This is a genomic window from Aeromonas encheleia (assembly GCF_900637545.1).
In the GTDB taxonomy this organism is placed as follows: Bacteria; Pseudomonadota; Gammaproteobacteria; order Enterobacterales; family Aeromonadaceae; genus Aeromonas; species Aeromonas encheleia.
The window spans coordinates 1,136,860-1,162,733 of the sequence record NZ_LR134376.1 but is presented as its reverse complement, the minus strand read 5'-3'; the positions used below and the strand labels follow the sequence as shown (position 1 = coordinate 1,162,733).

The 25,874-nt window shown below is 63.6% G+C and carries 22 protein-coding genes; 13 read left to right on the top strand and 9 right to left on the bottom strand.

Annotated elements, in window-relative coordinates:
• Positions 1-42 precede the first annotated feature (42 nt).
• A complete protein-coding gene (locus tag EL255_RS05545) occupies positions 43-945 on the top strand; it encodes a LysR family transcriptional regulator (protein WP_042652706.1) in 903 nt (300 codons plus the stop codon).
• 48 nt (positions 946-993) lie between these two features.
• Here the strand turns inward: EL255_RS05545 and EL255_RS05540 are convergent, their stop codons facing one another.
• The 6 genes from EL255_RS05540 to EL255_RS05515 form a co-directional block, all read right to left on the bottom strand.
• Complete coding sequence (locus EL255_RS05540) at positions 994-1,776, bottom strand: BPSS1780 family membrane protein (protein ID WP_042652707.1); 783 nt, start codon at positions 1,774-1,776, stop codon at positions 994-996.
• A gap of 40 nt (positions 1,777-1,816) precedes the next feature.
• Positions 1,817-2,866: a fimbrial protein gene (locus EL255_RS05535; RefSeq protein ID WP_042652708.1), complete on the bottom strand. Its 1,050-nt coding sequence runs from the start codon at positions 2,864-2,866 to the stop codon at positions 1,817-1,819.
• A complete protein-coding gene (locus tag EL255_RS05530; protein WP_042652709.1) occupies positions 2,866-3,591 on the bottom strand; it encodes a fimbrial biogenesis chaperone in 726 nt (241 codons plus the stop codon). Before EL255_RS05530 ends, EL255_RS05535 begins: the two co-directional genes overlap by 1 nt.
• Entirely contained in the window at positions 3,588-6,044 is a 2,457-nt protein-coding gene (locus tag EL255_RS05525; protein ID WP_042652849.1) for a fimbria/pilus outer membrane usher protein, read from the bottom strand. Before EL255_RS05525 ends, EL255_RS05530 begins: the two co-directional genes overlap by 4 nt.
• A gap of 164 nt (positions 6,045-6,208) precedes the next feature.
• The gene (locus tag EL255_RS05520; RefSeq protein ID WP_042652710.1) at positions 6,209-6,964 is read right to left on the bottom strand and encodes a fimbria/pilus periplasmic chaperone; all 756 of its coding nucleotides are present in this window, start codon (positions 6,962-6,964) and stop codon (positions 6,209-6,211) included.
• An 11-nt stretch (positions 6,965-6,975) separates the two neighbouring features.
• Positions 6,976-7,521, bottom strand: a complete 546-nt coding sequence (locus tag EL255_RS05515) for a fimbrial protein (RefSeq protein WP_042652711.1) — start codon at positions 7,519-7,521, stop codon at positions 6,976-6,978.
• Positions 7,522-7,795: 274 nt separating this feature from the next.
• Between EL255_RS05515 and EL255_RS05510 the strand changes: the two genes are divergently transcribed.
• On the top strand, positions 7,796-8,623 hold the full coding sequence (locus EL255_RS05510; protein WP_042652712.1) for a M23 family metallopeptidase: 828 nt from the start codon (positions 7,796-7,798) through the stop codon (positions 8,621-8,623).
• Between the two features lie 98 nt (positions 8,624-8,721).
• Here EL255_RS05510 and EL255_RS05505 read toward each other — a convergent pair whose 3' ends face one another.
• Positions 8,722-10,059 (bottom strand): MATE family efflux transporter, encoded by a 1,338-nt coding sequence (locus EL255_RS05505; RefSeq protein WP_042652713.1) that lies wholly within the window; start codon positions 10,057-10,059, stop codon positions 8,722-8,724.
• Between the two features lie 153 nt (positions 10,060-10,212).
• Between EL255_RS05505 and mscM the strand changes: the two genes are divergently transcribed.
• The 7 genes from mscM to frdD all read left to right on the top strand — a co-directional run bounded on the left by mscM (position 10,213) and on the right by frdD (position 20,043).
• Positions 10,213-13,485 (top strand): miniconductance mechanosensitive channel MscM, encoded by a 3,273-nt coding sequence (gene mscM / locus EL255_RS05500; RefSeq protein WP_042652714.1) that lies wholly within the window; start codon positions 10,213-10,215, stop codon positions 13,483-13,485.
• 36 nt (positions 13,486-13,521) lie between these two features.
• Complete coding sequence (locus tag EL255_RS05495) at positions 13,522-14,199, top strand: glycerophosphodiester phosphodiesterase (RefSeq protein WP_042652715.1); 678 nt, start codon at positions 13,522-13,524, stop codon at positions 14,197-14,199.
• 159 nt (positions 14,200-14,358) lie between these two features.
• Positions 14,359-16,236, top strand: coding sequence for a methyl-accepting chemotaxis protein (locus tag EL255_RS05490; RefSeq protein ID WP_042652716.1), 1,878 nt, complete (start codon positions 14,359-14,361; stop codon positions 16,234-16,236).
• A gap of 513 nt (positions 16,237-16,749) precedes the next feature.
• Positions 16,750-18,534: a fumarate reductase (quinol) flavoprotein subunit gene (gene frdA, locus EL255_RS05485; RefSeq protein WP_042652717.1), complete on the top strand. Its 1,785-nt coding sequence runs from the start codon at positions 16,750-16,752 to the stop codon at positions 18,532-18,534.
• Positions 18,527-19,261 carry a succinate dehydrogenase/fumarate reductase iron-sulfur subunit gene (locus EL255_RS05480; protein WP_042040876.1) on the top strand — a complete coding sequence of 245 codons (735 nt, stop codon included), beginning with the start codon at positions 18,527-18,529 and terminating at the stop codon, positions 19,259-19,261. The genes frdA and EL255_RS05480 overlap by 8 nt, the downstream gene beginning before the upstream one ends.
• Before the next feature lie 16 nt (positions 19,262-19,277).
• Positions 19,278-19,676, top strand: coding sequence for a fumarate reductase subunit C (locus tag EL255_RS05475; RefSeq protein WP_042652718.1), 399 nt, complete (start codon positions 19,278-19,280; stop codon positions 19,674-19,676).
• A gap of 10 nt (positions 19,677-19,686) precedes the next feature.
• Complete coding sequence (gene frdD, locus EL255_RS05470; RefSeq protein ID WP_025326128.1) at positions 19,687-20,043, top strand: fumarate reductase subunit FrdD; 357 nt, start codon at positions 19,687-19,689, stop codon at positions 20,041-20,043.
• A gap of 107 nt (positions 20,044-20,150) precedes the next feature.
• Here the strand turns inward: frdD and EL255_RS05465 are convergent, their stop codons facing one another.
• Together EL255_RS05465 and EL255_RS05460 are read right to left on the bottom strand one after the other, a co-directional pair.
• Complete coding sequence (locus EL255_RS05465; RefSeq protein ID WP_042652719.1) at positions 20,151-21,398, bottom strand: winged helix-turn-helix domain-containing protein; 1,248 nt, start codon at positions 21,396-21,398, stop codon at positions 20,151-20,153.
• Between the two features lie 68 nt (positions 21,399-21,466).
• Positions 21,467-22,108 (bottom strand): class I SAM-dependent methyltransferase, encoded by a 642-nt coding sequence (locus EL255_RS05460; RefSeq protein ID WP_042652720.1) that lies wholly within the window; start codon positions 22,106-22,108, stop codon positions 21,467-21,469.
• 130 nt (positions 22,109-22,238) lie between these two features.
• Here EL255_RS05460 and EL255_RS05455 point away from each other — a divergent pair, with 130 nt between their 5' ends.
• From EL255_RS05455 to EL255_RS05440, 4 genes are read left to right on the top strand one after another with little or no spacing between them, the layout of a single operon-like run.
• Entirely contained in the window at positions 22,239-22,910 is a 672-nt protein-coding gene (locus EL255_RS05455) for a thermostable hemolysin (RefSeq protein WP_042652721.1), read from the top strand.
• The gene (locus EL255_RS05450; protein WP_042652722.1) at positions 22,907-24,373 is read left to right on the top strand and encodes an AMP-binding protein; all 1,467 of its coding nucleotides are present in this window, start codon (positions 22,907-22,909) and stop codon (positions 24,371-24,373) included. Before EL255_RS05455 ends, EL255_RS05450 begins: the two co-directional genes overlap by 4 nt.
• Positions 24,370-25,029 carry an iron-containing redox enzyme family protein gene (locus tag EL255_RS05445; RefSeq protein ID WP_042652723.1) on the top strand — a complete coding sequence of 220 codons (660 nt, stop codon included), beginning with the start codon at positions 24,370-24,372 and terminating at the stop codon, positions 25,027-25,029. The genes EL255_RS05450 and EL255_RS05445 overlap by 4 nt, the downstream gene beginning before the upstream one ends.
• Positions 25,026-25,874: an SDR family oxidoreductase gene (locus EL255_RS05440; RefSeq protein ID WP_042652724.1), complete on the top strand. Its 849-nt coding sequence runs from the start codon at positions 25,026-25,028 to the stop codon at positions 25,872-25,874. Before EL255_RS05445 ends, EL255_RS05440 begins: the two co-directional genes overlap by 4 nt.

Here is a 25,874-nt window from a genome sequence, read left to right as displayed (position 1 = left end):
CGCATCACTGTTGCAAAAATCGATCATATTGGAGGCTGGTACATGGATCGACTGACGGCACTGCGGGTCTTCGTCGCAGTGGTCGAGCAGGGCAGCCTGAGCGGTGCCGGGGACAAGCTGGAGATGTCGCGCGCCATGGTGTCGCGCTATCTGGCCGAGCTGGAGCGCTGGATGGGGGCCCGATTGCTGCACCGTACCACCCGCCGGCTGAGCCTCACCGGGCCGGGTGAGGAGGCGCTGAACCGGGCCAGGACCATGTTGGCCCTGGGCGAGGAGATGGAGCAGCTGGCGGTGCAAAGCCAGGAGGCCCCCAAGGGGCAGCTGCGCATCACCAGCAGCTATTCCCTGGCGGAAGCCCTGCTGGTCCAGACCGCCAACGACTACCTTGCCCGTTATCCCGGCACCGCCATCGACATCCTGTTGCTGGACAGGACAGTCAACCTGGTGGAGGAGCGGATCGATCTCGCCGTGCGCATCACCAACGATCTGGATCCCAACCTGGTGGCGCGCCGCCTCGGCACCTGCCATTCGGTGGTCTGTGCCAGCCCTGCCTACCTGGCGCGCCACGCGCCTTTGCAGCAGGTGCAGGATCTGGCGCTGCACAACTGCCTCACCTACACCTACTTCGGCAAGAGCCTGTGGGAGTTTCAGGGGCCCGCTGGCCCAGAGTCCGTGCCGGTGAGTGGCAACCTCAGCGCCAACATCTCCAACCTGCTGCTGGCGGCGACCCTGGATGGGGCGGGCATCAGCCTGCAGCCAAGCTACTCGGTGCAGGCCCAGCTGGCGAGCGGCGCCCTGGTGCCGCTGCTGACCCAGTGGCAGCCCAAGCGACTCGGGGTCTATGCCGTCTACGGCACCCGCAAGCAGATGTCTCCCCTGCTGCGCAGCTTCCTCGACTTTCTCATCGCCCGCATGGCGGACGATCCCCTGTGGCAATCAGAGTAAACAGACAATAAAAAGGGGCCCGCGGGCCCCTTGTCATGCTGTGCTGGCTTATGCCTCGAAACCGAACGCCTTGGCGGGCGGCTCGGCATCAGCGGCATCCAGCTCCTCCAGATAGATGTCACGGTAGGCCGCATAGATGGAGTAGTTGATGGCTGGCAGCACCACCAGCAGGCCGACCAGAAACAGCGCCGCCCCAAGCAGCAGCAACAGGGCACCGAGCAGCCCCCACCAGAGGAAGGGCCACATGTTGCGCAGACAACCCGCGAAGCTGAGCTTGGCCGCCTGCCAGACCCCCACCTCGTGGAAGAAGATGAGGGCGGGGGCGAAGGTGATCGCCATCAGCAAAGGGACCAGCAAGGCCAGGAACAGCAGCAGGCAGAGCATGAAGCCCTGCGCCTGCTCGGGTGTCACCGTCAGCGTCTCCGGATCCTGAGACAGCAAGCCGGTCAGATCCCACAGGTGCAGCAGGGCGAAGCAGGCAAGCAGCAGCAGGCAGAACAGCACCAGCACCAGCAGCCCCCCCAGGATCAGGGGCGTCAGCTTGTGACGAAAACCGGCAAAGAAGTCGGCAAACTGCAGGGGCTGCCCCCCATAGCCCCGCTGCGCCACCGCCACCCAGCCGGCGCCCCACACCATGTACAGCAACTGGGAGATGAAGCTGCCCGCCGGTAACTGCTCCAGCAGCATGCCCACCAGGAACCAGAGCACTATCATGGCCACGCTGGCCCCCATGCCCTTGTTGAAGATGTCGAACCCGGTGCGGATCCAGATCCAGCCCCGCCCCATGGGGTGACGCTTGGGTTCGCTGCGCAGGCGGTTGTCACTGTTCATCGTCGACCTCGTTGCAAAAATAAAACGAAAGCTTATTCCCTCAGGGCACGCTCACCGTGACCATGATGGTCCCGGTGTAAGCGCCGGTGCGCACGACCTGGCCCGGCAGCCGGGTCGGGTACAGCCTCACCTGATAATTGGTATTGTGGGTAGCCGCCGAGTAGGGTACCGCGATGGCGGTATCAAATGGAATAGGGGTTGGGCTGCTCTGCTCGAGCATGCCGACCCCGACCCCGGCCAGGCTGGTGGTGATGAAACGATTCTGGCTGGTGAGCGCCCCCCCGAAGCGGTAGCTGAGCGGCACCACATAATCGCTCGGGATCTGGCTGCAGGTGACGCTCACATTGACGCTGCGCGGCGTGTAGCCTCTGGGCACCTCGCCCTCGATGAAGGCGCTCTGCGCCACGGCGCCGAGATCGATGGGGATGCTGGTGCCAGCCGGAAACTGGCAGCTCGGGGTCGAGGTGACGCTGATGTTCATCGCCAGCTGGCTGAACGCATTGGCCGGACTGGTATCGGGCGCACTGGAGCGCCGCACGAAGAGGTAGGCGACGGTGCCGCTGAAGGTCTGGGTGCCCGTGACCCCCTTGAGCAGCTTCAGGGTATAGCGGCCGCCGTTGACGTCAATCCCACCCAATGCCAGATTCACCACGTTGCCGATGCAGACGGCCAACAACCCGCTGGAAGTGGCATTGAAAGGAACCGTCCGATAAGTGCCAGCCGCATTGAACTCGGCCTTGAGGCCAAAATAGGAGTTGAGCTTGATCAGGGTCCCCAGAGGATCGGAGACGGTGGGCAGGCTGGTCGTGGCCTGATAATAAACCGTCACCAGCAATCCTACCGAGATCCCGGTGCAATCACAGGTAGCCGAGCTGGTGGTCGAGAAGGCGGTGGCAATACCGGTATCCCCGGGCTGATAGAGAGTCCCTGTGGTGGTAATGGGCCCGGTCGCCACGAAGGGGCTGGTGCATTGGCCGTTGACGGCATGAGCCTTGGGCAGCCACAGCAGGCAACCCAATAACAAGACACCGGCCATCAGGCCACTATTCTTTACTCGACCCACGCTGTTGTTCTCCGTCTGCTCGCCCATCACTGCCCTCCCTGCTGGTTCAGCACAAACCCCTGCTCGTGATAGTTGCCATCATCGTCGATCCAGCGCAGCCGCCCCCTGGCACCCACGAGTGCCGCCCCAGGCATCGGGATCGGCAAGATGCCGTAGGGCGGGATCACGCCGGCCTCGTGCCAGCTGAAGCTCTGCCCCCTCGCCTCGAGCAGCACCTCGCTCAGGCTGACGTGGAAGGGGGTGGGATTGGTCACCCTCAGCCCGGTGCCCGCCAGCTCGTGCCAGATGAGCCGCTCCGCCGCCCCGGCAGCGGAGCCGGCGAGCCCGGCCGGGCGATAGAACAGCTTGATGCGGGTGCGATAGGCGAGCTGCACGCTGCCGCCCGCGCTTGCGGCCTTGGGCGGCAAGCCCAGCACATTCAGCCAGAACAGCGACTCCCTGTCCCGGGGCAGCGCCCTCAGATCGGCGCCCAACACGCGCAGCGCCTGCCCCTTGTCCGGCCCCAGCCGCATCATGGGAGGCAGCACCAGAAAGGGGGTCGAGACGTCGGCCGGCCCCTGTTGCTCATCGCCCCCATCGACCCAGGCCTGCAGCAGAGTCGGTGCCTCCCCCTGGTTGTGAACCATCAGGCTGGCCTCGCTGGCCCCACCGGCATAGATAAGCCGGGTGCGCATCAGGTTGAGCGCGGCCTCGCAGCCAGGCCACCACAGCAGGGAGCCCAGCGCCAGGAATGTCAGAATGATGTGTTTCATGAGCTTGTTTCCATGGTGAGGCAGCGGGCGGCGACCTGTTGATAGGGCACCGCAGGATCCGGTTCGGGCACGCGATAATCCAGCCGGCACTGCTGATCTGGCTCCTTCCCCCACTGGACGTAGAGGATAGCCTGCTCACCGCGCACGAAGATGAGCCCCCCCTGGCCGACGACGGCAACCGAGCGACCGGCGCCGTCAACCACCTCGGCCCCGAACGGCAGGACACGGCCGTCCGTCCGCTGGACTTTGAGCAGCAACGGCTGACCGACATGGGTCTCATACGCCAGCTTGACGATGGCGCCACGGCGGGGGGCCACCATCTGGGCGCTGCCATCTATCTCCACATCCAGCGGCAGGCCGCTCGGATCCAGGCCGATGATGTTGGTGCGATAGGGGTTGAGCCCGGCCAGCACGGCGTAACCATCCCCATCCACCTCGCTGCCAATCCCGTGGCTGACCCTGGCCCCCTGGGCGCCCTTGGCCTCCACCAGCGCCATCGTCTCCCCCTGGGTTTGTCCCAGTACCCAGCCCTCTTCATGCACCAGCAGGGTCCCCTTGGCCGAGGCCACATACTGGGAATACCCCTCCCCCTGACTGGTACTCAGCCCCAACTGGGTTGCCGCCGTCTGGTACTGGGCATTGGCGCCATAGCCCTGATAGCCCGCCCCGTCCCCCTGACTCTGGCTGCCGTAGAGCCCGTAGTAGAAACGCCCGTCCCGGGAGCCCCCGTTGAGATCCAGCCTGGCGCTGTAACCCTGCCCCTCCTGATAGGAGACGGTGCTGCTCAGGCGCGGGGCACCGAGTCTATCGCCGATGGGGATGCTGAGACTCAGCATGTATTGATCGCCGACCCCATCGTCCAGCGAATGGCTGGCCGAGAGCGTCAGATTGCCCCAGTCAAACCCCCGGTTGTAACCGAGCTGGAAGCTGCTGCTCTCGGCCTCGGCCCCCCAGTAGTCGCGACTGATGCCGTTGAAATAGAGATCCCCCCACTCCCCCACCGGCTGGTTGATGTTGAGCTGGAAGCGATTGCGCTCCCGCTGCAACTGATCGAGGGTCTGGCTCTGGGCCGCCGCCACATCGTTGAGATCCAGATAGCCTTCGCTGGAGAAACGGTAGGCGGCCAGGGTGAAGTAGGTCTGGGTCAGATCCATCTGCTTGCTGTACGTCAGGCGGTAGCTCTGCCCGGAGAGCGACGGGGGCAGCTCGGAGGCGGCGGGCAGATCCCGCGCCCAGGAGCCGGTGACGTCGAGCGCCAGGGCGCCATAGTCGGAGCCCATGGCGGCGCCCCCCAGCAGGGCCGCATAGTCCTCGGCGGCTATGGTGCCGCCGTACAGGGTCAGGGTGTTGGAATAACCGCGGCGATAGATGCCCTGCAGAAAGTCGGGGCCATCCGGGCCGGCCTCGTTGCGGTAACGACCCAGGGTCAGGCTGAAGCGGGAGGTGTCGTCCCGCAGCATCTGCACCACGGAGGAGAATGGCAGGGTAAAGCTGCGCTCGCTGCCATCCGCCTCAGTGATGGTCACGTCCAGATCGCCGGCGAAGCTGGTGGCATAGAGATCGTCGATGGCGAATGCGCCGGGAGCAACCTGGGTTTCATAGATGAGGGCACTGCCCTGACGGATGGTGACCCTGGCATTGCTCTGGGCCACCCCGCGCACCACGGGGGCAAAGCCCCGTTCAAAGTCGGGCAGCATGGCATCGTCACTGGCAAGCTGCACCCCGGTGAAGGGCACGCTGTCGAAGCTGTCCCCCGGGGTGAAGTACTCACCCAGGGTGAGCTGGGCTCTCTGTGTGGTGACATCCCGCTGCACGTAGCTGTTGAGCGACTGATAGCTGCCGCCGTCACTGCCCTGCCAGGAGCCGTTATGGCGCAGACGCCAGGCCCCCAGGTTGACGCCGGTGTTGAGATTGACGCTGTTGCTGAACTGATCGTCGGTCCCGCTCAGCTCACTGTAATAAAGATTGGCGTTGTAGCCGACGAAGGCCGCATTAATCCCCTGTACCCACTGCTCCGGCCCGACATAGTCACGCCGGACCCGGCCGACATAGGCCTGCGGCAGGCTGAGCGCCCCGCTCAGGCTGGGCAGATCCAGGCTGAAGCTAGCACCAGGCACCAGGGATTCGACCCGGATGCAGTTACTCTGCATCTGCAGCTTGACCGACGGCTGATTGGGCAACTGGTCGACAAGCAGCCCCCATTGCGTAACCTGACCGGGTGTGAAGCAAAACAGCGGGGTCTTGGGATCGGGGCCGGCCCGCACCTCCACCTGCTGGCTCAGCTTGTCCTTGCCATTGATGATGATGTCGAGCTGATAGAGGCCAAGGGGCACGAAGTCGGCACTGGCGAAGCGCGCCAGATCGATGTTCACCCCCAGGCTGTCGAGCAGCTGACTGTCGAACTCGACATCGGCCGCCGGGGCGGGCGGCTCGGCGGCGGGGGCAGACGCCACCTCACCGGCCTGGGCCCAAGTGAACCAGAGATAGAGCAGCGCAAGCAGCCCGCCACTAACCGCCCTCCGGACTCCAGCCCCCGGGGCGCTGGCACGAGACATTGAATGCTGGGGATGATGACTGGCTGACACGGCACACCTCCCCCTCAAGAGCCAAAACGGGATCAGTTGAAGACGAATCGACCCACCTCGCGGGCCCCATAATCATTGAGCCAATAGAAGGTCACCGCCTTGGCATGAACCGAGCCCGACAGGCGATCGATGGGAAAATCGGCGCTGCCTCCCGGGGACACCATGCCGCCACTGAGATTGCTGTAGCGCCTGGTCTGGGTCGTCTGCAGCTCGAGATTGCTGATGCTGACGTGATACAGGCTTGGATTGCTGGCCCGCAAGGCATAGCCCTCCCCTTGTCGGATCAGGCGCCAGTTCAGGTGATGGGCGGAGTGCTCAACGTTGCCAGCCAACCCCTCGGGGCGATAGAACATCTTGATCCTGGAGCGAAAGGCGAGCTGCACCAGATTCTGGCCCGCCTGGGTGGACTTGGTGCTGGGTGGGACCTCCAGCACATTCAGCCAGAATACCGACTCGCGATCCTGTGGCAGCCCCTGCCCCACATAGGTGAGGCGCAGCGACTGGCCGCGCTGGGCATCAATCCGAGTGATGGGGGGGGTGATCAAAAATGGCACCGATTCGGCACCGGGCCGGATGCGGCGGTCGCCGGCATCCATCCAGACCTGCACCAGTGCGGGCACGTTGCCCTTGTTGGTCAGCTCCAGCGTGACTTCACGAGCGGAGGCGGGGTAGATGACCCGGGTACCCGAGATCTGGACATAGCCCCAGGCCTGCCAGGCAACGAGCAGCACCATGCCCCAGCCATAGCGCCACAGCCTTGCCCATCCAAGGCCCCGGGGCAGACTCATGGAGGCGATACTCAGTGGTAATCCAGCGAGTAGATGAGGTCCGCCGAGACCAGGCCGGCCCCCACGGCGCCGGTGGCGATGTACTGGGCGCTGTAATAGAGCGTCGCCCCGCCGGTCGCGCTGAAGTCAACCAGCACGTTGTTTCCGGTATTGGTCCTCAAGTCGATGGGGGTACTGTTGGCCGAGAGGATCTGGACCTCCACGTTCTGGGCCGGATTTTTCCCGCCCGCCGCGACGGCCTTGTTGCTGAGGTTGCCCGTGGCCTGGGCCACGCCGATGTTTTCGAAGTAGGCCCGCACCGATCCCGTGGTCGGGCAGCTGGTGAGCGCGAGGTTGAAACCGGTGGCACCGGCGGTCTGGCCTATGCTGCTCAGCGCGTTGGTGCTGACGGTGGGCAGGGTCACTGTGGCCGATGCGTTGCCGCCATTGACGGCGATGGCGCAGGTGCCGGCAGTCACTTCCCCATTGATGGTAATAGTGCCGTTGAAGGCGGCGGCGGGGACAGATACCAGCCCGCCCATGGCGAGTGCAAGCACAAAGAGAGCATTCGTCTTCATCACAACCTCCGTCTAGCCCTGGATGCCGCTGGCGACTACCGTTCCCCTGCCAGAGCCTGTCTTCCTTGTCACAATAGGTGTCATTCAACGACCAATATCTAGTGATGCATTAGTAAATAGCACAGGCTGGCCGAGCCTGCTCGCTTCCAGGCAACATCTGGACAACAAATGACGCCACTGCTCGTCCCTGTTGCCCGACGCTGCGGACAGCCCGGCGGGAATGTGGCATCATTTTCCCCCTTTGATTCCACCCCTCTCATTCGATGGAGCCGCCATGCGCCGCCTGTTGTTCCTTGTCCTGCTGCTGGGCAGCACTCATCTTTATGCCGAGCCAGGCTTCATCAGCCGTCTGCTCAATCATCCGGTGCCGGGTGGCGTGGCCGTGGTAGCACTGGGGGACGGACCAGAGGCGCCCAGCGCCCGTTATCAGGACAAGCCGGTGCTGGTCGTGCGTGAGGAGGGCCGTCGCTGGATAGCCATAGTCGGCATCCCGCTCAAGAGCGCCACCGGCCCCCATTCCCTGGCGGTGAACGATGGCCGCCGGCTCAGCTTCCTGGTCCAACCCAAGCACTATCGTGAGCAGCACATCAAGTTGAAGAACGGCCGCCAGGTCAACCCGCTGGCCGAGGACATGGTGCGCATCAACCGCGAGCTGGCGGAGCAGACCCTGGCCTATCAGACCTTCAGCCCTACCCAGCCCAGCAACCTGCTGTTCGACAAGCCGGTGCAGGGGCCGCTCTCCAGCCCCTTCGGCCTGCGCCGCTTCTTCAACGGCGAGGAGCGCAACCCCCACTCGGGCCTCGACTTCGCGGTCGGTGCCGGCACCCCCATCAAGGCGCCGGCCGCGGGCAAGGTGATCCTGATCGGCAACTACTTCTTCAATGGCAATACGGTGTTCGTCGATCACGGCCAGGGGCTGATCAGCATGTTTTGCCACATGTCGAAGGTCGACGTGAAGCTGGGCCAGAGCCTGCCGAGGGGCGGCATCGTCGGCCGGGTCGGCGCCACCGGTCGCGCCACCGGTCCCCACATGCACTGGAACGTCAGCCTCAACGATGCCCGCGTCGATCCCGCCATCTTTATCGGGGCCTTCAAGCCCTGAGCCGGCTCACGTCATAAGCACGTCATAAAAAAGAAGAGGCAGCCTGGGCTGCCTCTTCTTTTTCACATCCGTCACCCAGGGTCCGCTGGCGGTCGCCTTCAGCTCGCGCCGGCATGCAGGCCCGCCTCCTTGCGCATGGCCCGCCACATCACCAGCACCAGCAGGCTGCTGCAGGTGGGCAGCGCCAGCCAGACCCCGGCCACCCCCCACAGGGAGGAGAAGCCCCACAGGAAACCGCCGATCAGCACCAGCTTGCCCCCGGTGAGCAGGGAGGCGATGCGGGCCCGATTGATGGCCTGGAAGTAGGTAGCCCCCACCAGCAGCAGCCCTTCCATCGGCAGTCCCCAGAAGTAGAGCCAGATGCCGAGGCTCGCCACCGGCAGCAGGGCCGCGTTGTCACCGGCAAACAGATAGACCACCCCTTCCGGCCAGAGATAGAGCGGGATCATGCCGCACAGCGCCACCAGCAGGGTCACCCCCAGCGCCAGGTTGCGCACCCGCAGCACCCGCTGCCAGTTGCCCGCCCCTGCGTTGAAGCTGGCGATGGGCTGGATGCCCATGGCGATCCCCTCGAAGATGAGATAGAAGAAGGCCTCGCTGTAGCTGATCACCCCGTAGGCGGCCACGTGCAGCGAGGTCCCCACCGACAGCAGCGCCTTGTTGTGCAGCGCCAGCACCACCGACAGGTAGAGGTACATCAGGAAGCTCGAGACCCCGAGTCGCAGCGTCTCCCCCATCAGCCGCCAGTCCGGCACCAAAGTATCCCAGCGGATGCGCAGCTGGCTGCGCGGGGTGAAGAAGTGCCACAGGCAGAGGCCGCCGGTCACCGCCTGGGAGAGCATGGTAGCGATGGCGGCCCCCGCCAGCCCCCAGGGGATCACCGCCATCAGCAGGTAGTCGAGCAGCACGTTGAGCACGCCGCCGCCCACCAGGATCCAGGTGGTGAGGCCGGGTCGTCCGTCGTTGCGCAGCAGGGCGGTGAACGCCATGGAGAGCACGGCGAAGGTCCCGAGCCAGGCATACCACTGCAGATAGGCGAGTCCTGCGTCGAAGATGACCCCCTCGGCCCCCATCCAGGCCAGCATCTCATCCCCATAATTGATGCCGATAAAGGCGAGCACGGCCGAGGCGATGAGCACCATCACCAGTGCGTTGCCGACGATGTGGCGCGCCTTCCCCTGCTCCCCCTTGCCGAGATAGAAGGAGGCCAGCGACGAGGAGCCCATGCCGATCAGCGCCCCCACCGCATAGAGCACGGCGCAGATGGGGTAGGCCAGCATCATGCCGGCCAGGCCGTCCTGACCCAGGATATGGCCGACGAAGATGCCATCTATGGTGACATAAACCCCGGTGACCAGCATGGCCGCCACGGTCGGGGTGACATAACGCAGGAAGAGGCGGGAAAGGGGGGCTGTGCCCAGATCGACTGTGGACATAAACTGCTCAACTGAGGGGAACGGCCAGAATAATAGCCAAACAAGACCCGGATCACCCGTTATTTATGTTACAGATCATTAATATGGAAGACTTTACCCGCCCCACCCCCTGCTTTAGGCTAAGGCGACTTCTCATGAACGGAAACGTGCGCCATGTTGCAACGCCTGCTCTGTCTGCTGATCTGCTTCAGCCTTCTCCCCTCGCTCGCACAGGCCGATGACGCCATCACTCAGGTTGAAGAGTTGCTGCAAGGCGTGCCCAAGACCGACACCCCGGAAAACCAGCAGCTGCGGGAGAGCTACCAGCAGGCGCTGCAATACGCCAGGGACGCCCAGCGCTACCGGGAGCAGGGCAAGGTCTACCAGCAGATCCTGATCGACTATCCCAAGGAGTCGGCCCGCCTCAAGGAGAGCCTGCACAACTATCAGCCCCAGTCCCGCCCGCCCCTCTCCTCCCTCAAGGAGGAGGCGCTGCGCCAGGCCATCAGCCTGAGCAGCAACCGCCAGATCAACCTGCGCAAGGAGCGTCAGGCGGTGATGGATGGCCTCAATCAGCTGGAGAGCACGGGTCAGGAGTATCACCTGCGGGTCGACGAGCTGCGCAAGCAGCTGCTGCAGACCCGCGCCCAGCTCGATCGCCTGAGTTTCAGCAACGAGTCGGATCGCCTGCAGGAGGCCCATCAACTGGCCACCCGCCTCAAGGAGCAGAGCCTGTCGGACCGGATCCAGATGCTGGAGCTGGAGCAGCTCTCCGCCCAGCAGCGCAACGATCTCGGCAAGCTGAAGCTGCAGGAGCTCAACCTCGCCATCACCGATGAGGACGAGTGGCAGAACAGCCTGCTGACGCAACAGAACCTGCTGCGGCGGGAGAAGACGGAGCAGGCGCTGGCCGAAAGCGAGCGGCTGCGCCGGCAGCTCACCTCGGATCTGCCCCTGCTGCAGGAGCAGCAACAGCAGAATCAGGCGCTCTCCCTGCAACTCGGCGCCCTGGAGGAGCAGATCGAACGGGTGCAGGACGAACAGCGGGACATCGACAAGTCCCTGTCCGGGCTCAACGATCTGGTCAACTCGGTGCGCGAGCAGCTGGAATGGCTGCAGATCAGCAACGCCTATGGCGAGAACCTGCGCAGCAAGCTGGCCGATCTGCCCAACTACTTCCCGCTGGAGAAGCTGGAGTCCGCCATCGTCAAGGCGCGCATGGCGAAGTACCAGTACGAGACCGAGCAGGATGCCCTCAAGGATCCCGATCAGATCCGCAACAACCTGCTCAGCGGCGATGACATCACCCTGGATCGCGCCCAGCAGGCGGTGCTCGACAACCTGCTCAAGGCCAGACGGCAACTGCTGACCCGGCTCAACGACGCCTCCGACACCCTGATCCAGGAGCAGACCCGACTCAAGCTGCTCTACAGCCGCCAGAACAGCAAGATCGACGAGATCCGGGACATCAGCGCCAGCCACCTGTTCTGGATGCCGGATGTGCGCCCGCTCACCCCGACCGTGCTGCTCGGGGTGCCCACCGCGCTGAGCCTGCTGATCGATCCCGCCAACTGGTTGCAGCTGCCCAGGGCCATAGTGGAAAACAACCCCATGAACCTCACCCTGGCCGGGCTCGGCCTGCTGGTGCTGGCCTGGTGCTGGACCAAGCTTGCCCGCCATCTGACGGAGTACAGCCAGTACATAGCCCCGCGCATCGGCAAGGTGACCCAGGACAAGTTCAGCCTCACCAGCCGTCTGCTGGTGCGCTCCCTGCTCGCCGCCCTGCCGCTGCCGGCCATGGCGCTGATGATGCGCGGCCTGCTGGACGGCGCCTGGCAATATCCGTTCGCGGTCGCGGTGGCCCGTGGCCTCGGCGAGATCTGGTTTCTGCTGCTGGCCCTGCTGGTGGTCCGCCACCTGACCCTGGAGAAGGGGATCCTGATCCTGCATTTTCGCTGGCCGAAAGAGCCGGTGCAGCGGGTGTGGGGCCAGTTCCGCACCCTACTGCTGGTGCTGATCCCGAGCTTCTTCGTGCAGGGCATGGCCAACAGCTATCAGGAGCACGCCTTCTACGACTCCCTCGGCCGCCTGGCCTTCATCGTCGGGGCGCTCTGGCTGCTGCTGTTCTTCGCCCGCCTCAACCGGGAGAAGCTGCCGCTGACCTGGGGTCAGGCCGACATGACCAAGCCCCATTTGCTGCACCACTTCATCTGGAACAGCCTGATGCTGGCCCCCCTGCTGGCGGTGCTGGGCTCCCTGTTCGGCTACTTCTATACCTCCCGCACCCTGCTGCGCCAGCTGGAGCTGAGCCTGCTGCTGGGGCTCGGCTGCCTGCTCGTCTACTACCTGGCCCATCGCTGGATGCTGATCCAGCGCCGCCGTCTCGCCTTCGATCGCGCCAAGAGCAAGCGGGCCGAGATCCTGGCCCAACGGGAACGTGACGAGGACGATCTCAGCTCCGAGATCCCGGACGTGGTGGAGGAGCCCGAGCTGGATCTGGACACCATCAGCGCCCAGTCGCTGGGGCTGGTGCGCACCCTGCTGATGCTGGGCTTCACCATGCTGGTGGTGGTGCAATGGTCGGATCTCAACTCGGCCTTCAGCTTCCTCAGCAGCATCGAGGTGTGGCAGGTGAGCAGCAAGGTGGCCGGCATAGAGCAGCTCTCCGCCATCACCCTGCAGGATCTGATGCTGACCGCCTTCGCCTTCATCCTGACCGTGGTCACCGCCCGCAGCCTGCCGGGGCTGATGGAGCTCACCCTGCTCCAGCACCTGAGCCTCTCCCCCGGCACCGGCTTCGCGCTGACCACCGTCAGCAAATATATGGTGATCCTGATAGGTGCCCTCACCGGCTTCTCCATGCTCGGCATCGACTGGTCCAAGACCCAGTGGCTGGTGGCGGCGCTGTCGGTGGGTCTGGGCTTCGGCCTGCAGGAGATCTTCGCGAACTTCGTCTCGGGCCTCATCATCCTGTTCGAGAAGCCGATCCGGCTCGGCGACACCGTCACCATTCGCGATCTGACCGGCACAGTCACCAAGATCAAGACCCGCGCCACCACCATAGTGGACTGGGATCGCAAGGAGATTATCGTCCCCAACAAGGCCTTCATCACCGAGCAGTTCATCAACTGGTCCCTGTCCGATGCCATCACCCGGGTCAAGCTACGCATCCGCATCGGCCTGAGCCAGGAACCCAAACGGGTGCAGCAGTTGCTGGAGCTGTGCGTGCAGGAGTCCAGCCTGGTGCTGGATACCCCGACTCCCGAGGTATTCCTGGTCGAGTTCACCGACTCGGCACTCATCTACGAGATCCGCCTCTACGTCAACAACATGGATCACCGCATGCCGATCACCCATGAGGTTCACTCGCTGGTGCTGGAGAAGCTGCGGCAGCAGGGGCTGGGATTGCCGCACCAGCAGATCGATATCAGGATGAGCCGGGGCTAAATCAGAGCTGAATCTCGACAATTCAGGAGCCATAACATGCAGATCATTGCCCATCGCGGCGCCAGCGGGCTGGCGCCGGAAAACACCCTCAAGGCGATGGCGAGGGCCATCGCACTCGGGGTCAGCGCCATCGAGCTCGACGTGCAGTGGGCCGACGGCGAGCTGTGGGTATTCCACGACCGGCGGCTGGAGCGCTGCACCGACGGTGCCGGGGTGCTCTGCGAGCAACCCCGCGCCTATCTGGCAAGCCTGGATGCGGGTGAGGGAGAGAAGATCCCGACCCTGTGGCAGGTGATGGCCCTGATTGCGGGACGCTGCGAGCTGCACATCGAGCTCAAGGGCGCCCACACCGCCGAGCCGGTGGCGGTCCTGACCCGGCGAGCCGAGGTGGAGCTGGGTTTCACCCCGGCGCACTGGGTCATCTCATCGTTCCACCACCCCGAGCTGGCGCGCTTTGCCCTGCTGCGACCGGAGCTGCGCCTCGGCGCCCTGACCGCCAGCCTGCCGCTCACCCTGGCCCTATTCGCCGAGCAGCTGGGGGCTTGGTCACTGAACTGCGATGTGGATTTCGTCGATGCCGAACTGGTGGCGGATGCGCACCGACGGGGGCTCAAGGTGCTGGTCTACACGGTCGACGAGCCGGCCGATGGCAGGGCGCTGGCGACCATGGGTGTCGATGGCATCTTCACCAACCGACCAGATCGATTCAGCTGAGTATCGACGCGGGTTGGCGGGCCATAGAACGTCAAAAATAGATGCTAAATTTCGTGCGCATCGGGATACATAAAGTCCAATTTCAGCCGATACAGTATTGGCTCATAACAATAACAGACCACACCCAGATCTCAGATTGACGCTCACAAGGATGTACACATGAATCTATCCATCAAGAACAAGCTGGTCCTCGCCATCGGGGCCATCATCCTGGTCATCACCGGCCTGCAGGTCTGGTACAACACCTCCCAGCTGCGCAGCGAAACCCAGCGCCTGATCTGGAGCTTCATCGACGACAGCTCGGCCTCCAACGTGAAGGGGATCTCCCGCTGGCTGGACGCCCGCATCAGCATGGTGAGCTCCACCAAGGAGGCCTTCGCCAAGGAGGATGAGCCCATCAGCCACCTGGCCCAGTCCATGAACGCGGGCAACTTCGATCTGGTCTACGTGGGCACCCAGGATGGCCGGATGATCCAGAGCAAGCAGACCAGCCTGCCGGCCGGCTATGATCCGCGCCAGCGCCCCTGGTACAAGGACGCCATGGCGGCGGGCAAGCTCGCCATCACGGCCCCCTACGCCGATGCCGCGTCGGGCAACCTCATCATCACCATCGCCGAGCCCTTCACCCGTGGCAACACCCAGGGGGTGATCGCCGGTGACGTCTCCATCGAGGGGCTGGTGCGCGACGTGCTGGCCATGAACTCCGAGGGCACCTACGCCATCCTGGTGGACAGCAACGGCACCATCATCGCCCACCCGGACAAGGCGCTGACCCTCAAGCCCGCCACCGCCCTCTCCCCCGAGCTGACGGCGGCCAAGGTCAACGAGCTGGCCCATGACAACACCATCTCCGAGATGGATATCAGCGGCAAGGCCAGCGTGTTCGATCTCACCGAGATCCCCAACACCAACTGGTACTTCGGCATAGTGGTGGACGAGGCGGTCGCCTATCAGTCGGTATCCCGCATGGTCAGCTCCGCCCTGCTACAGGGGCTGCTCACCATCCTCATAGTGGCGGGTTTCTCCTACGTCGCCATCAACAGTTCCCTGGCGCCGCTGAAGACGCTCGGCGAAGCGATTGCCGATCTCTCCCGCGGTAACGGCGACCTGACCCGCCGCATCAAGATCGAGCGGGAAGACGAGGTGGGCACGGTCGCCAGACACGTCAACACCTTCATCGAGCGGATCCACGTGATGGTGCAGGACATCTCCAACTCCTCCGGGCAGTTGAACCAGCAGGCCAGGTCGTCCCACGACATGGCGGAGAAGTCCAACCAGGGTCTGGCGCGCCAGCAGAACGAAATCTCCCAGATCGCCACCGCGGTGCACGAGATGTCCGCCACCGCGGTGGAGGTGGCCAGCAACGCCGAGCAGACCGCGGATGCGGCCCGCAGCTCCTCCAGCAGCTGTGAGCACGGCAAGCAGGTGATCGCCCGCAACCAACGCTCCATCACGGATCTCGCCACCCAGGTCAAACAGGCCTCCGGCATCATCCAGGAGCTGGAGAAGAATGCGCAGGAGATCAACACCATCCTCTCCACCATCCAGGGCATCGCCGAGCAGACCAACCTGCTGGCGCTAAACGCCGCCATCGAGGCCGCCCGGGCCGGTGAGCAGGGCCGTGGCTTCGCCGTGGTGGCCGACGAGGTGCGGGTGCTGTCCCAGCGAACCCACAGCTCCACCGTCGAGATCCGCAGCATGATAGAGACCCTGCAACGCAACACCCAGGGCGCCGTCAGCACCATGCACGAGGGCCAGCTGCTGGCGCAGAACAGCGTGGAGGATGCGAACGATGCTACCCAGGCGCTGGAGCAGATCACCACCTCCATCAACCAGATCTCCGACATGGCGACCCAGATCTCCAGCGCCGCCGAGGAGCAGCGGGCGGTGACCGACGAGGTCAGCCGCAACATCCAGGCGGTCAAGGACGTCTCCGATGAGCTGGCCGTGGATGCCGACAGCTCCCGCAACCTGTCGGCCCAACTCAAAAATATTTCAGGTGAACTCAACAATCAGGTGGGCATGTTCCGCATCTGATACCGTCAAACAAGAAGGGGCCATACAGGCCCCTTCTTATATAAAGTCTTTTGGTTTCAGTAGTTATAATCCCCCCTCACTCCCCCCATCTCTGTGATCTGCCTCTCCCTTCGGTTAACATCCTGACGCATACGTGTCCCGCTCCAACTATATTCGCATTACTTTTTTGAAGCCTTTTTGACCCCTGCTTCGTGAGAATAATTATTATTAAATATTTTTGATAAAAAACTTAAAAACTTTAGGGGTAATACCTAAAAAGAGAGGCATTTCTCATTTTTTTGAAAGAAAACTACGTACAATCTTGGAGTTAAAATAATCCGAGCAATGATTACGGCTGATCCAGATCACTGATGGATGGCGATAATGACGGCATTTTTATCCAAGGAATGGGGTGGTTTTAATAAAAACCACCATTGCCAAGCACTAAAACAAAGCAGTTTGACTTGCATCAAGCCTGAATTTTTTTCATAGAGCAAAATCGTGCCCAGCAAATCTATCCCTAAGGAGGCAGATGTGGATATTATCAAGACCGATGTCGCCATCATCGGTGCCGGTGGTGGTGGCCTGCGTGCCGCTATCGCCATAGCAGAAGCACACCCGGAGCTGGAGATCGCCCTGATCTCCAAGGTCTATCCGATGCGCAGCCACACGGTGGCGGCAGAAGGCGGTGCCGCCGGCGTCGTCCGTGAGGATGACTCCCTCGAAAATCACTTCAACGACACCGTGTCCGGTGGCGACTGGTTGTGTGAGCAGGACGTGGTCGACTACTTCGTCAACAATGCCACCAACGAGATGATCCAGCTGGAACACTGGGGCTGCCCCTGGAGCCGCAAGCCGGATGGCAAAGCCAACGTGCGCCGCTTCGGCGGGATGAAGATCCCCCGCACCTGGTTCGCCGCCGACAAGTCCGGTTTCCACATCCTGCACACCCTGTTCCAGACCTCCATCAAGTATCCGACCATCAAGCGCTTCGATGAGCACTTCTGTATGGATCTGATCGTGGAAGACGGTCGCGTCCAGGGCGTCCTGACCTTCGACATCCAGAACGGCATCACCCGCTTCATCCAGGCCAAGTCCGTCATTCTGGCCACCGGTGGCGCCGGTCGCGTGTATCGCTACAACACCAACGGTGGCATCGTCACCGGCGACGGCATGGCCCTGGCCTACCGCCACGGTGTACCGCTGCGCGACATGGAGTTCGTCCAGTATCACCCGACCGGCCTGCCGGGCACCGGCATCCTGATGACCGAAGGTTGTCGTGGTGAGGGTGGCATCCTGCTCAACAAGGATGGCTACCGCTACCTGCAAGACTACGGTCTGGGCCCGGAAACCCCGGTCGGCCAGCCGAAGAACAAGCATATGGAGCTGGGTCCCCGCGATCGCCTCTCCCAGGCATTCTGGCAAGAGCAGCAGAAAGGCCGCGTGATCCAGGGCCCGATGGGCGACGTGGTTCACCTCGACCTGCGCCACCTCGGCGAGAAGTACCTGAAGGAGCGTCTGCCCTTCATCTGCGAACTGGCCAAGGCCTACGTGGGTGTGGATCCGGTCAAGGAGCCTATCCCGGTTCGTCCGACCGCCCACTACACCATGGGTGGCATCGAGACCAACGGCCAGTGCGCCACCCGCATGCCGGGTCTGTACGCCCTGGGCGAGTGTGCCTCCGTCGGTCTGCACGGTGCCAACCGTCTGGGCTCCAACTCCCTGTCTGAGATCGTAGTGTTCGGCAAGGTGGCCGGTGAGCACGCCGGTGAGTTTGCCAAGACCCAGACTCATGGCAACACCGAGGCGCTGGCCGCCAAGGCACAGCAGCTGATCAAGCAGCACCTCTCCTTGCTCGACATCGACGGCACCGAAAACCCGGCCGATATCCGCAACGAGTTGGGCCTGTCCATGGAAGCCGGGGTCGGTATCTACCGTACCGAAGAGCTGATGCAAGGCACCATCGACAAGATCAACGAGCTGAAGGCCCGTTACAAGAAGGTCAAGATCAACGACAAGTCCTCGGTCTTCAACACCGATCTGCTGTACGCCATCGAATTGGGCTACATGCTGGACGTGGCCGAAGCCATGGCCCACTCCGCCATCAACCGCAAAGAGTCTCGTGGCTCCCACCAGCGTCTGGATGGTTACGAAGAGCGGGATGACGTGAACTACCTCAAGCACTCCCTCTCCTTCTACAACCAGGAAGGCGCCCCGACCATCGATTACTCCGATGTGAAGATCACTAAATCCCAACCGGCCAAGCGTGTGTACGGTTCCGAGGGTGAGAAACAAGACGAGGCTAAGAAGAATGGCTGAGATGATCGAAATTGAGATCCTGCGCTACCGACCGGAGCAGGACAACGAGCCCTGGATGCAGACCTTCCAGGTGCCTTACCTGAAAGAGATGTCCCTGCTGGATGCGCTGCAGTACATCAAGGATCAGCTGGACTCTACCCTGAGCTTCCGCTGGTCCTGCCGGATGGCGATCTGCGGCTCCTGCGGCATGATGGTCAACGGCATTCCGAAGCTGGGTTGCAAGACCTTCCTGCGCGACTATCTGCCGGGCAAGATGAAGATCGAGCCGCTCAACAACTTCCCGATCGAGCGCGATCTGGTGGTCGACATGTCCGATTTCATCGAGAAGCTGGAGAGCATCAAGCCCTACATCATCCCGAGCGAACCGCGCAACCTGTGTGACGGCGAGTACACCCAGACCCCGGCCGACATGGCGAAGTATCACCAGTTCTCCATGTGCATCAACTGTGGTCTGTGCTACGCCGCCTGCCCGCAGTACGGCATCAACAAGAAGTTCACCGGTCCGGCGGCACTGGCTCTGGCCTATCGCTACAACGCCGACAACCGCGACGGCGCGTCCAAGGAGCGGATGAAGATCATCAGCCAGGACGAGGGTGTCTGGGGCTGTACCTTCGTGGGCTACTGTTCCGATGTCTGTCCGAAGGGCGTGGATCCGGCCGCCGCTATCCAGCTTGGCAAGGTCGAGAGCGCCAAGGACTACATGATCGCCATGTTCAAGCCGGATTGAGACCAGGAGTGAGACCATGAACAACACCAATAGCAAACGTAAGCCCTACGTGCGCGAAATGAAGAAAGACTGGTGGCTGAAGAACGCCTTCTACACCGGTTACATGATCCGTGAAGGCACCAGTATCTTCGTCTCCATCTACGCCGTGGTGCTGATGTGGGGTCTGCTGCGACTGGTACAGGGTCAGGAAGCGTTTAACGGCTGGCTGGAATCCCTGCAAAGCCCAATCGCCATCCTGTTCCATGTCATCGCCCTGGCAGCTTGCCTGTTCCATGCCAAGACCTGGTTCGCCCTGGCGCCCAAGGCCATGCGCATCTTCCGTGGCGAAGACCTGGTGCCGGAGAAGCCGATCGTCATCGTCCAGTATGTGGCGCTGGCAGTGGTATCCCTGCTTGTCCTGATCATCGTCGCCTGAGGAGAAAACCATGAGACGTTCTGACGAACCTATTTACTGGGGTCTGTTTGGTGCCGGTGGCATGGTGGTCGCCATGCTGCTGCCGGTGATTGTCCTCATTACCGGTCTGCTGGTGCCCATGGGCATCATGGACGTGGAGACCATGAGCTACGAGCGCGTGCTCGCCTTCGCCAGCTCCTGGTGGGGTGCCTGTATCCTGCTGGTGATCATCGCCCTGCCGATCTGGCACGGCATGCACCGCATCTATCACGGCCTGCACGACCTTGGGATCCACACCACCAAGCTGCACCACTATGTGTTCTATGGCTTCGCCTTCCTGGTGTCTGCCATCACGGTCGGCCTGCTGATGGTGCTGGTACTCCAGTAATCCTTCAGTTGCCAGCAACACATGATAAAACCGGGCCCAGTGCCCGGTTTTTGTTTGGCCGTCGTTTAGCCTGCGGGCCAAGGACGCGGTTTTTGATTGGCCGTCGTTTAGCCTGCGGGCCAAGGGCGCGGCGCTGGCCACAGGGCCCGCAGGGGGGCCGGCATGGCGCCGATGCGCAGGGCGGGCGTCTGATGCCAATCCGCCAGCTTTTGCAGCGCCTTCGCCAGATCCTGCGCCAGGCTGGCGCTCACCCTGACCCCCTCCTCCAGATAGAGGCTCTTGACCTCGAACAGCCCCTCCTTGCGATGAGCCTTGGCATCCAGCCGTCCCACCAGCTTGCCGCGGCGCAGCAAGGGCAATACGAAGTAGCCGTACTGGCGCTTGGGCGCCGGGGTGTAGCACTCGATGCGGTAGTCAAAGCCGAACAGCTCGCTGGTCCGCTTGCGATCCCACACCAGGGGATCGAAGGGTGACAGCACGGCGCTGTGGGTCGCCTTGAGGGTGCCGGCCTGCGCCTGCACCAGCTCATCGGCCAGGGAGGCGTGGACGAAGGCGCCGTGCTGCCACCCCTCGACGCGCACGGGCAGCAGCTCCCCCTCGTCCGCCAGCTGATGGAGCTGGGCATCGTACTTGCCACGGCGCAGGCGGTAGTAGTCAGCCACCCAGCCGGTCTTGATCAGCCCGAGGGCACGGCAGCTGGCGCGCACCATGTCGCGCTGGGCCTGTGCCTGGCTCGGCAGATCCCGGCCATCGTCCCAGCCCGGGCGCACCCGCTCGGCGAGATCGTAGACCCGCTGAAAGTTGCGCCGCTCGCTCACCATCAGCCTTCCGGCGGTGAACAACACCTCCAGGTGACGCTTCTCCGGCTTCCAGTCCCACCAGCCGTTGCCCTTGCCCTCCTTGCGCTCGCCTCTTTCGTTTCCAATATCGGCAGCCCGCACCGGGCCCTGCTGGCGAATACGCTCGACGATCTGCGCTATCTCGCCGCCGTGGGTCGCCAGCCACTGGGCGGAGAACTTCCAGCCCATGGCGGCGGGATCCAGCATCCGATGACGCAGCAGCCGGTAATCCTCGCGGGGGATGAAGCAGGCCTCGTGGGCCCAGTACTCGAAGATGTCACCCCGCGCCAGCAGCTGATCCAGCCAGGCGGGATCGTAGTGACCGAGCCGGCTGAACAGCACCAGGTAGGGGCTGCGCGCCACCACCTGGATGGTGTCTATCTGCAGCAACGCCATGCGGCGGATGCAGGCCAGCAGGTCGGCGGGGCCCGCCTTGCGTTTGGGGGGGCTCAGCAGGCCCTGGGCCGCCAGCTGCAGATGACGGGCGTCTTGCAGCGAGAGATGGGGAATCGACATGGGGATACCAGCTCCTTGGTAACAGGCTCCCAGCATGCCCAACTCATGGCCAAATGAAAACGGCCCACTCAGGGTTTGGTGATGACGACCACATCGGCATGGGGGAAACAGACCGCCGCCTGCCAACGGGCCGCCAGGGCGTGAAACGAGGCCTCGGCGAAGAAGACGATGTGAGTCGGATCATGGCGGTAGCGCCAGCTCCTGAAGCGCTCGTCACCGAGCACCCGCTGGGTCTGCAGCACCAGGATGCCGCCGGGTCTCAGGCAATCCCAAAGCCCGTCCAGCGCGCGGCGCGGATCGGCGATGTGCTCGATCACCTCGGTGCTGGTGATGAAGTCGTACTGCCGGGTGAGCAGCGCTGGCTCATCGGCGTAGAACTTGTCGTAGCCCGCCATCTCGTAGCCCGCCTCCCGCCCCATGGCGATCAGCGCGGGGCCGGGGCCACAGCCGAAGTCGAGGCCGGAGGCCGGCGCCGGCACCCGGGCCAGCACCTCGCCGAAGGCCCGCATCAGGAAGCTGCGGTAGCGGGGATCGTCCACCTGGTTGTCGTGCCCGTCGTAGACCGCCTTCTCCGCCGCCGGCGCCAGATGGCAGGCCGGATCCAGCCAGACCAGCTCGCAGCTTTGGCAGCGATGGTAATGCTTGCCGGCGACGGGCAGCGGGTAGCTGTGGCGAGCCAAGCAGAGGGGGCAGCTGGCGCTTGATGACATGGCGGATCCTCATGGGTGACAGCCGCGCAGATTGCCTGCCCGCCGCCCTGCTGACAACTTTTTTTACTCCTTAAGGGTCTCTTAAGTTTGCCCTCTTACTCTCAACCCATCGCAAGAGAAGGAGCCAACCATGACCATAGAGATCCAAGCCCCCTACAGGTTGACCCTGGCCGAATCCCCGCCGCAGGTCATGGCGCTGCAAGCTTTTATCCAGGCCGCCTACGGCCTCGAATTCAACGCCCACATTCCCCATTTTCTGCCCTGCCTGCTCGGCCTCTATCGGGCAGACGGCATGCTGGTCGGCGCCTGCGGCCTCAACCACGCCAGCACAGGGGGGAGTGAATGCCCCCTCTATCTTGAGCAGTATCTGGAGCAGCCCATCGAGGCCGCCATCGAAACCCGCCTCGGGGTACGTCCGGCCCGCAACCGCATCATCGAGGTGGGCAATCTGGCCTGCAGCGAACCGGGCAATGCCCGCCTGATGTTTGCGGCGCTGTGCCGCCTGCTGTGTGACAACGCCCTCGACTACGTGGTGTTCACCGGTACCGCCAAGCTGCGCAACAGCTTTGCCCGCCTGCGCCTCAACCCGGTGGAGCTGGCCCCCGCCCAGGCCCATCAGGTGGGTGAGGACGCCAGCGCCTGGGGGGAATACTACCGCTGCCAGCCCAAGGTGATGGCAGGCGACATCAACCATGGACGAGACGTGCTCGCCCAGAGCAGCCTGCTGCTCAACCTGCTGGGGCCCATGCCCATCCTTTTTAGCCATGCCGACCATGACGGTGACAAGAGGTGTGCCCAATGAGCCTGTTCGACGCCATCGCCCGCCACGCCAGCCTGACGCCACGACAACCGGCACTGCAAGGCAGCCAGGGAGTGCTGGATTACCAGACCCTGTGGCAGCAGATCCAGCGCCTGGCCGACCGGTTGCAGCAGGCCGGCATCGCTCGGCTGGCGCTGCAGCTCGACAACGGCCTGCCCTGGGCGCTGATCGATCTGGCCTGCACCCGGGCCGGGATCGTGGTCATCCCTGTGCCTCACTTCTTCAGCCCGGAGCAACAAGCCTGGTTGCTGGCAAGCAGCGGGGCCGATGCCCTGGTAGGACCCGAGCATGAGGGATGGCAGGCCTGCGAGCCCCTGACCCTGTCGGTCGGCGAGCTGCCGCTGTGGCGCAAGCAGCCGGCACAGGTGCCCCCCTTGCCAGCAGGCACCGCCAAGATCACCTACACCTCCGGCAGCACGGGCCAGCCCAAGGGGGTCTGCCTCTCCCTTGAACAGATGATGGCGGTCTGCGATTCGCTGGCAAGACGCGTCGCGCCAGCACGGGTCGAGAAACACCTGACCCTGCTGCCGCTGACCACCCTGCTGGAGAACCTGACTGGCCTCTATGTGCCCTTGCTTACCGGCGCCTGCAGCCAGATCCCCTCGCTCAAGGAGTTGGGGTTCGAAGGCTCCAGCAAGCTGGATCCCGCCACCCTGGCCCGGGCCCTGCTGCACTGGCCCAGCCACAGCCTGGTGCTGGTGCCCGAGTTGCTGCGTTTGCTGCTCGCCCTGTGCGGCGCCAATGGGGCGCTCGCCGAGCGCCTCGCCACCCTGCGCTTCATCGCCGTGGGCGGGGGCAAGGTCGCCCCCGAGCTCATCAGCCACGCCCGCGAGCTGGGGATGCCGGTCTATGAAGGCTACGGTCTGTCAGAATGCGGCTCCGTCGTGGCGCTCAATGGCCCGGAGGAACACCGCCTCGGCAGTGTCGGCCAGCCCCTGCCACATTGCAGGATAGCGATCGCCGCCGACGGCGAGATCCTGGTGGAAGGGGCCGCCATGCTCGGCTACCTGGGCACGGACGAGCCCCCCCCCAGCCAGATTGCCACCGGCGATCTCGGTCATCTGGATGAGCAGGGCTACCTGCACATCACGGGGCGCAAGAAGAACCTGCAGATCACCGCCTTTGGCCGCAACTTCTCCCCCGAATGGGTCGAGGCACAGGCCCAGCTCTGCCCGGCCATCGTCCGCATCGTGGTCTTCGGCGATGGCCAGCCCGCCAACGTGGCGCTGATCCAGCCGCTGCCCGGCGCAGATGGCCAACTGGCGCAACAGATCGAGCTGCTCAACCAGCGCCTGCCCGATTACGCCCGCATTCACCACTGGCTGCCGGTGGCTCTGGATCAACATCCGGAGCTGCTGACCGCCAACGGTCGCCCCCGTCGCGAACGGATCTATCACCACTTTTCCCGACAGATCAGCCAATGCCTCACAGGAGAGCGCTCATGAGCTTCTACCAGACCCTGCAACAAGCCACCGCCCAGGAGCGTGAGCACCTGTTCCGCGCCCCCATCATCGAAGCCTGCCGCCGTGGCGATATCAGCCGAGAGACGTATCTCGCCTTCCTGGCAGAGGCTTACTACCACGTGCGTCACACGGTGCCGCTGTTGATGACCACCGGCGGCAAGCTGGGGCAGGAGCATGAGTGGCTACGAGAGGCCATCAAGGAGTACATAGACGAAGAGTACGGCCATCAAGAGTGGATCCTCAACGACATCCGCGCCTGCGGTGGTGATGCCGAGGCGGTGCGCCACGGCCAGCCGGGCCTGCCCATCGAGCTGATGGTGGCCTTTCTCTATGACCAGATCCAGCGCGGCAACCCCATGGGCTTCTTCGGCATGGTGCAGGTGCTGGAAGGCACCAGCGTCGCCATCGCCCTGACAGTGGCGGACCAGCTCAAGAGCGGCCTCGGCCTGCCGCCCCAGGCGATGAGCTACCTGAGCTCCCACGGCGCGCTGGATCAGGAGCACCTCAAGTTCTTCGAATCCCTGATGAACCGGCTGGAAGACCCCGCCGATCAGGCCGCCATCATTCACTCGGCCAGGGTGGTCTACCGCCTCTACGCCGACATGCTCTATCAACTAACGGATGCAGAGACACGATGAAGCTTGAAGGAAAAAAGGTGTTGCTCACGGGCGCCAGCGGCGGGATCGGCGAAGCGCTGGCCCAGGAGCTGGCGGCGCAGGGGGCGCACCTGTTGTTGCACGGACGCAGGACCAGCACACTGGAGCGCCTCTGCAAGGAGCTGACCCATCCGGAACGTCACCAGATCGTGGTCGCCGATCTGAGCTCCCCTGAGGAGCGGGCGCGCCTGCTGCAACACCCCGCACTGGATGAAGGGCTGGATGTGCTGATCAACAACGCCGGTTGCAACCAGTTTGCCTGGCTGGAGGATCAGAGCATCGAACAGGTGGAACGCCAACTGCGGCTCAACATAGAGGCGCCGATCCAGCTCACCCGCGCCCTGCTGCCGAGGCTGCGCAAGCCCGCCGTGGTGATGAACATCGGCTCCAGCTTTGGCGGTATCGGTTATGCGGGTTACAGCGTCTACTGTGCCAGCAAGTTCGCCCTGCGCGGCTTCAGCGAGGCGCTGGGACGCGAGCTGGAAGGCACCGGCGTCAAGGTGCTGCACTTCGCCCCGCGCGCCACCCGTACCCATCTCAACTCGGAAGCCGCCTACGAGATGAACGCCGCACTCGGCACCCGTACCGACAGCCCGCAGGACGTGGCCGAGGCCGCCGTCATCGCCCTGTGCAACGAAACCCGCAGCAGCTGGCTCGGCTGGCCGGAGAAGTTGTTCGTGCGCCTCAACGGCCTGCTGCCCGGCCTCGTCGACAAGGCGCTGGCCAGGCAAAGACCCATCATCGAGCGCTATGCCCGCCACTCGGCCGCGCCCGCCGCGGGCAAGTCGGGCAGCCCCACCTCCGTAATGACAGAGAAGGAACCTTAA

Bases quoted from the DNA above. Each gene is read 5' to 3' on its own strand.
- EL255_RS05540 (WP_042652707.1), bottom strand. From the start codon at position 1,776: ATGAACAGTGACAACCGCCTGCGCAGCGAACCCAAGCGTCACCCCATG.
- EL255_RS05495 (WP_042652715.1), top strand. From the start codon at position 13,522: ATGCAGATCATTGCCCATCGCGGCGCCAGCGGGCTGGCGCCGGAAAAC.
- EL255_RS05475 (WP_042652718.1), top strand. From the start codon at position 19,278: ATGAACAACACCAATAGCAAACGTAAGCCCTACGTGCGCGAAATGAAG.
- frdD (WP_025326128.1), top strand. From the start codon at position 19,687: ATGAGACGTTCTGACGAACCTATTTACTGGGGTCTGTTTGGTGCCGGT.
- EL255_RS05440 (WP_042652724.1), top strand. From the start codon at position 25,026: ATGAAGCTTGAAGGAAAAAAGGTGTTGCTCACGGGCGCCAGCGGCGGG.
- EL255_RS05535 (WP_042652708.1), bottom strand. From the start codon at position 2,866: ATGGGCGAGCAGACGGAGAACAACAGCGTGGGTCGAGTAAAGAATAGT.
- EL255_RS05450 (WP_042652722.1), top strand. From the start codon at position 22,907: ATGAGCCTGTTCGACGCCATCGCCCGCCACGCCAGCCTGACGCCACGA.
- EL255_RS05455 (WP_042652721.1), top strand. From the start codon at position 22,239: ATGACCATAGAGATCCAAGCCCCCTACAGGTTGACCCTGGCCGAATCC.
- EL255_RS05530 (WP_042652709.1), bottom strand. From the start codon at position 3,591: ATGAAACACATCATTCTGACATTCCTGGCGCTGGGCTCCCTGCTGTGG.
- EL255_RS05520 (WP_042652710.1), bottom strand. From the start codon at position 6,964: ATGAGTCTGCCCCGGGGCCTTGGATGGGCAAGGCTGTGGCGCTATGGC.
- EL255_RS05465 (WP_042652719.1), bottom strand. From the start codon at position 21,398: ATGTCGATTCCCCATCTCTCGCTGCAAGACGCCCGTCATCTGCAGCTG.
- EL255_RS05480 (WP_042040876.1), top strand. From the start codon at position 18,527: ATGGCTGAGATGATCGAAATTGAGATCCTGCGCTACCGACCGGAGCAG.
- EL255_RS05460 (WP_042652720.1), bottom strand. From the start codon at position 22,108: ATGTCATCAAGCGCCAGCTGCCCCCTCTGCTTGGCTCGCCACAGCTAC.
- EL255_RS05515 (WP_042652711.1), bottom strand. From the start codon at position 7,521: ATGAAGACGAATGCTCTCTTTGTGCTTGCACTCGCCATGGGCGGGCTG.
- EL255_RS05490 (WP_042652716.1), top strand. From the start codon at position 14,359: ATGAATCTATCCATCAAGAACAAGCTGGTCCTCGCCATCGGGGCCATC.
- mscM (WP_042652714.1), top strand. From the start codon at position 10,213: ATGTTGCAACGCCTGCTCTGTCTGCTGATCTGCTTCAGCCTTCTCCCC.
- EL255_RS05545 (WP_042652706.1), top strand. From the start codon at position 43: ATGGATCGACTGACGGCACTGCGGGTCTTCGTCGCAGTGGTCGAGCAG.
- EL255_RS05510 (WP_042652712.1), top strand. From the start codon at position 7,796: ATGCGCCGCCTGTTGTTCCTTGTCCTGCTGCTGGGCAGCACTCATCTT.
- EL255_RS05505 (WP_042652713.1), bottom strand. From the start codon at position 10,059: ATGTCCACAGTCGATCTGGGCACAGCCCCCCTTTCCCGCCTCTTCCTG.
- EL255_RS05445 (WP_042652723.1), top strand. From the start codon at position 24,370: ATGAGCTTCTACCAGACCCTGCAACAAGCCACCGCCCAGGAGCGTGAG.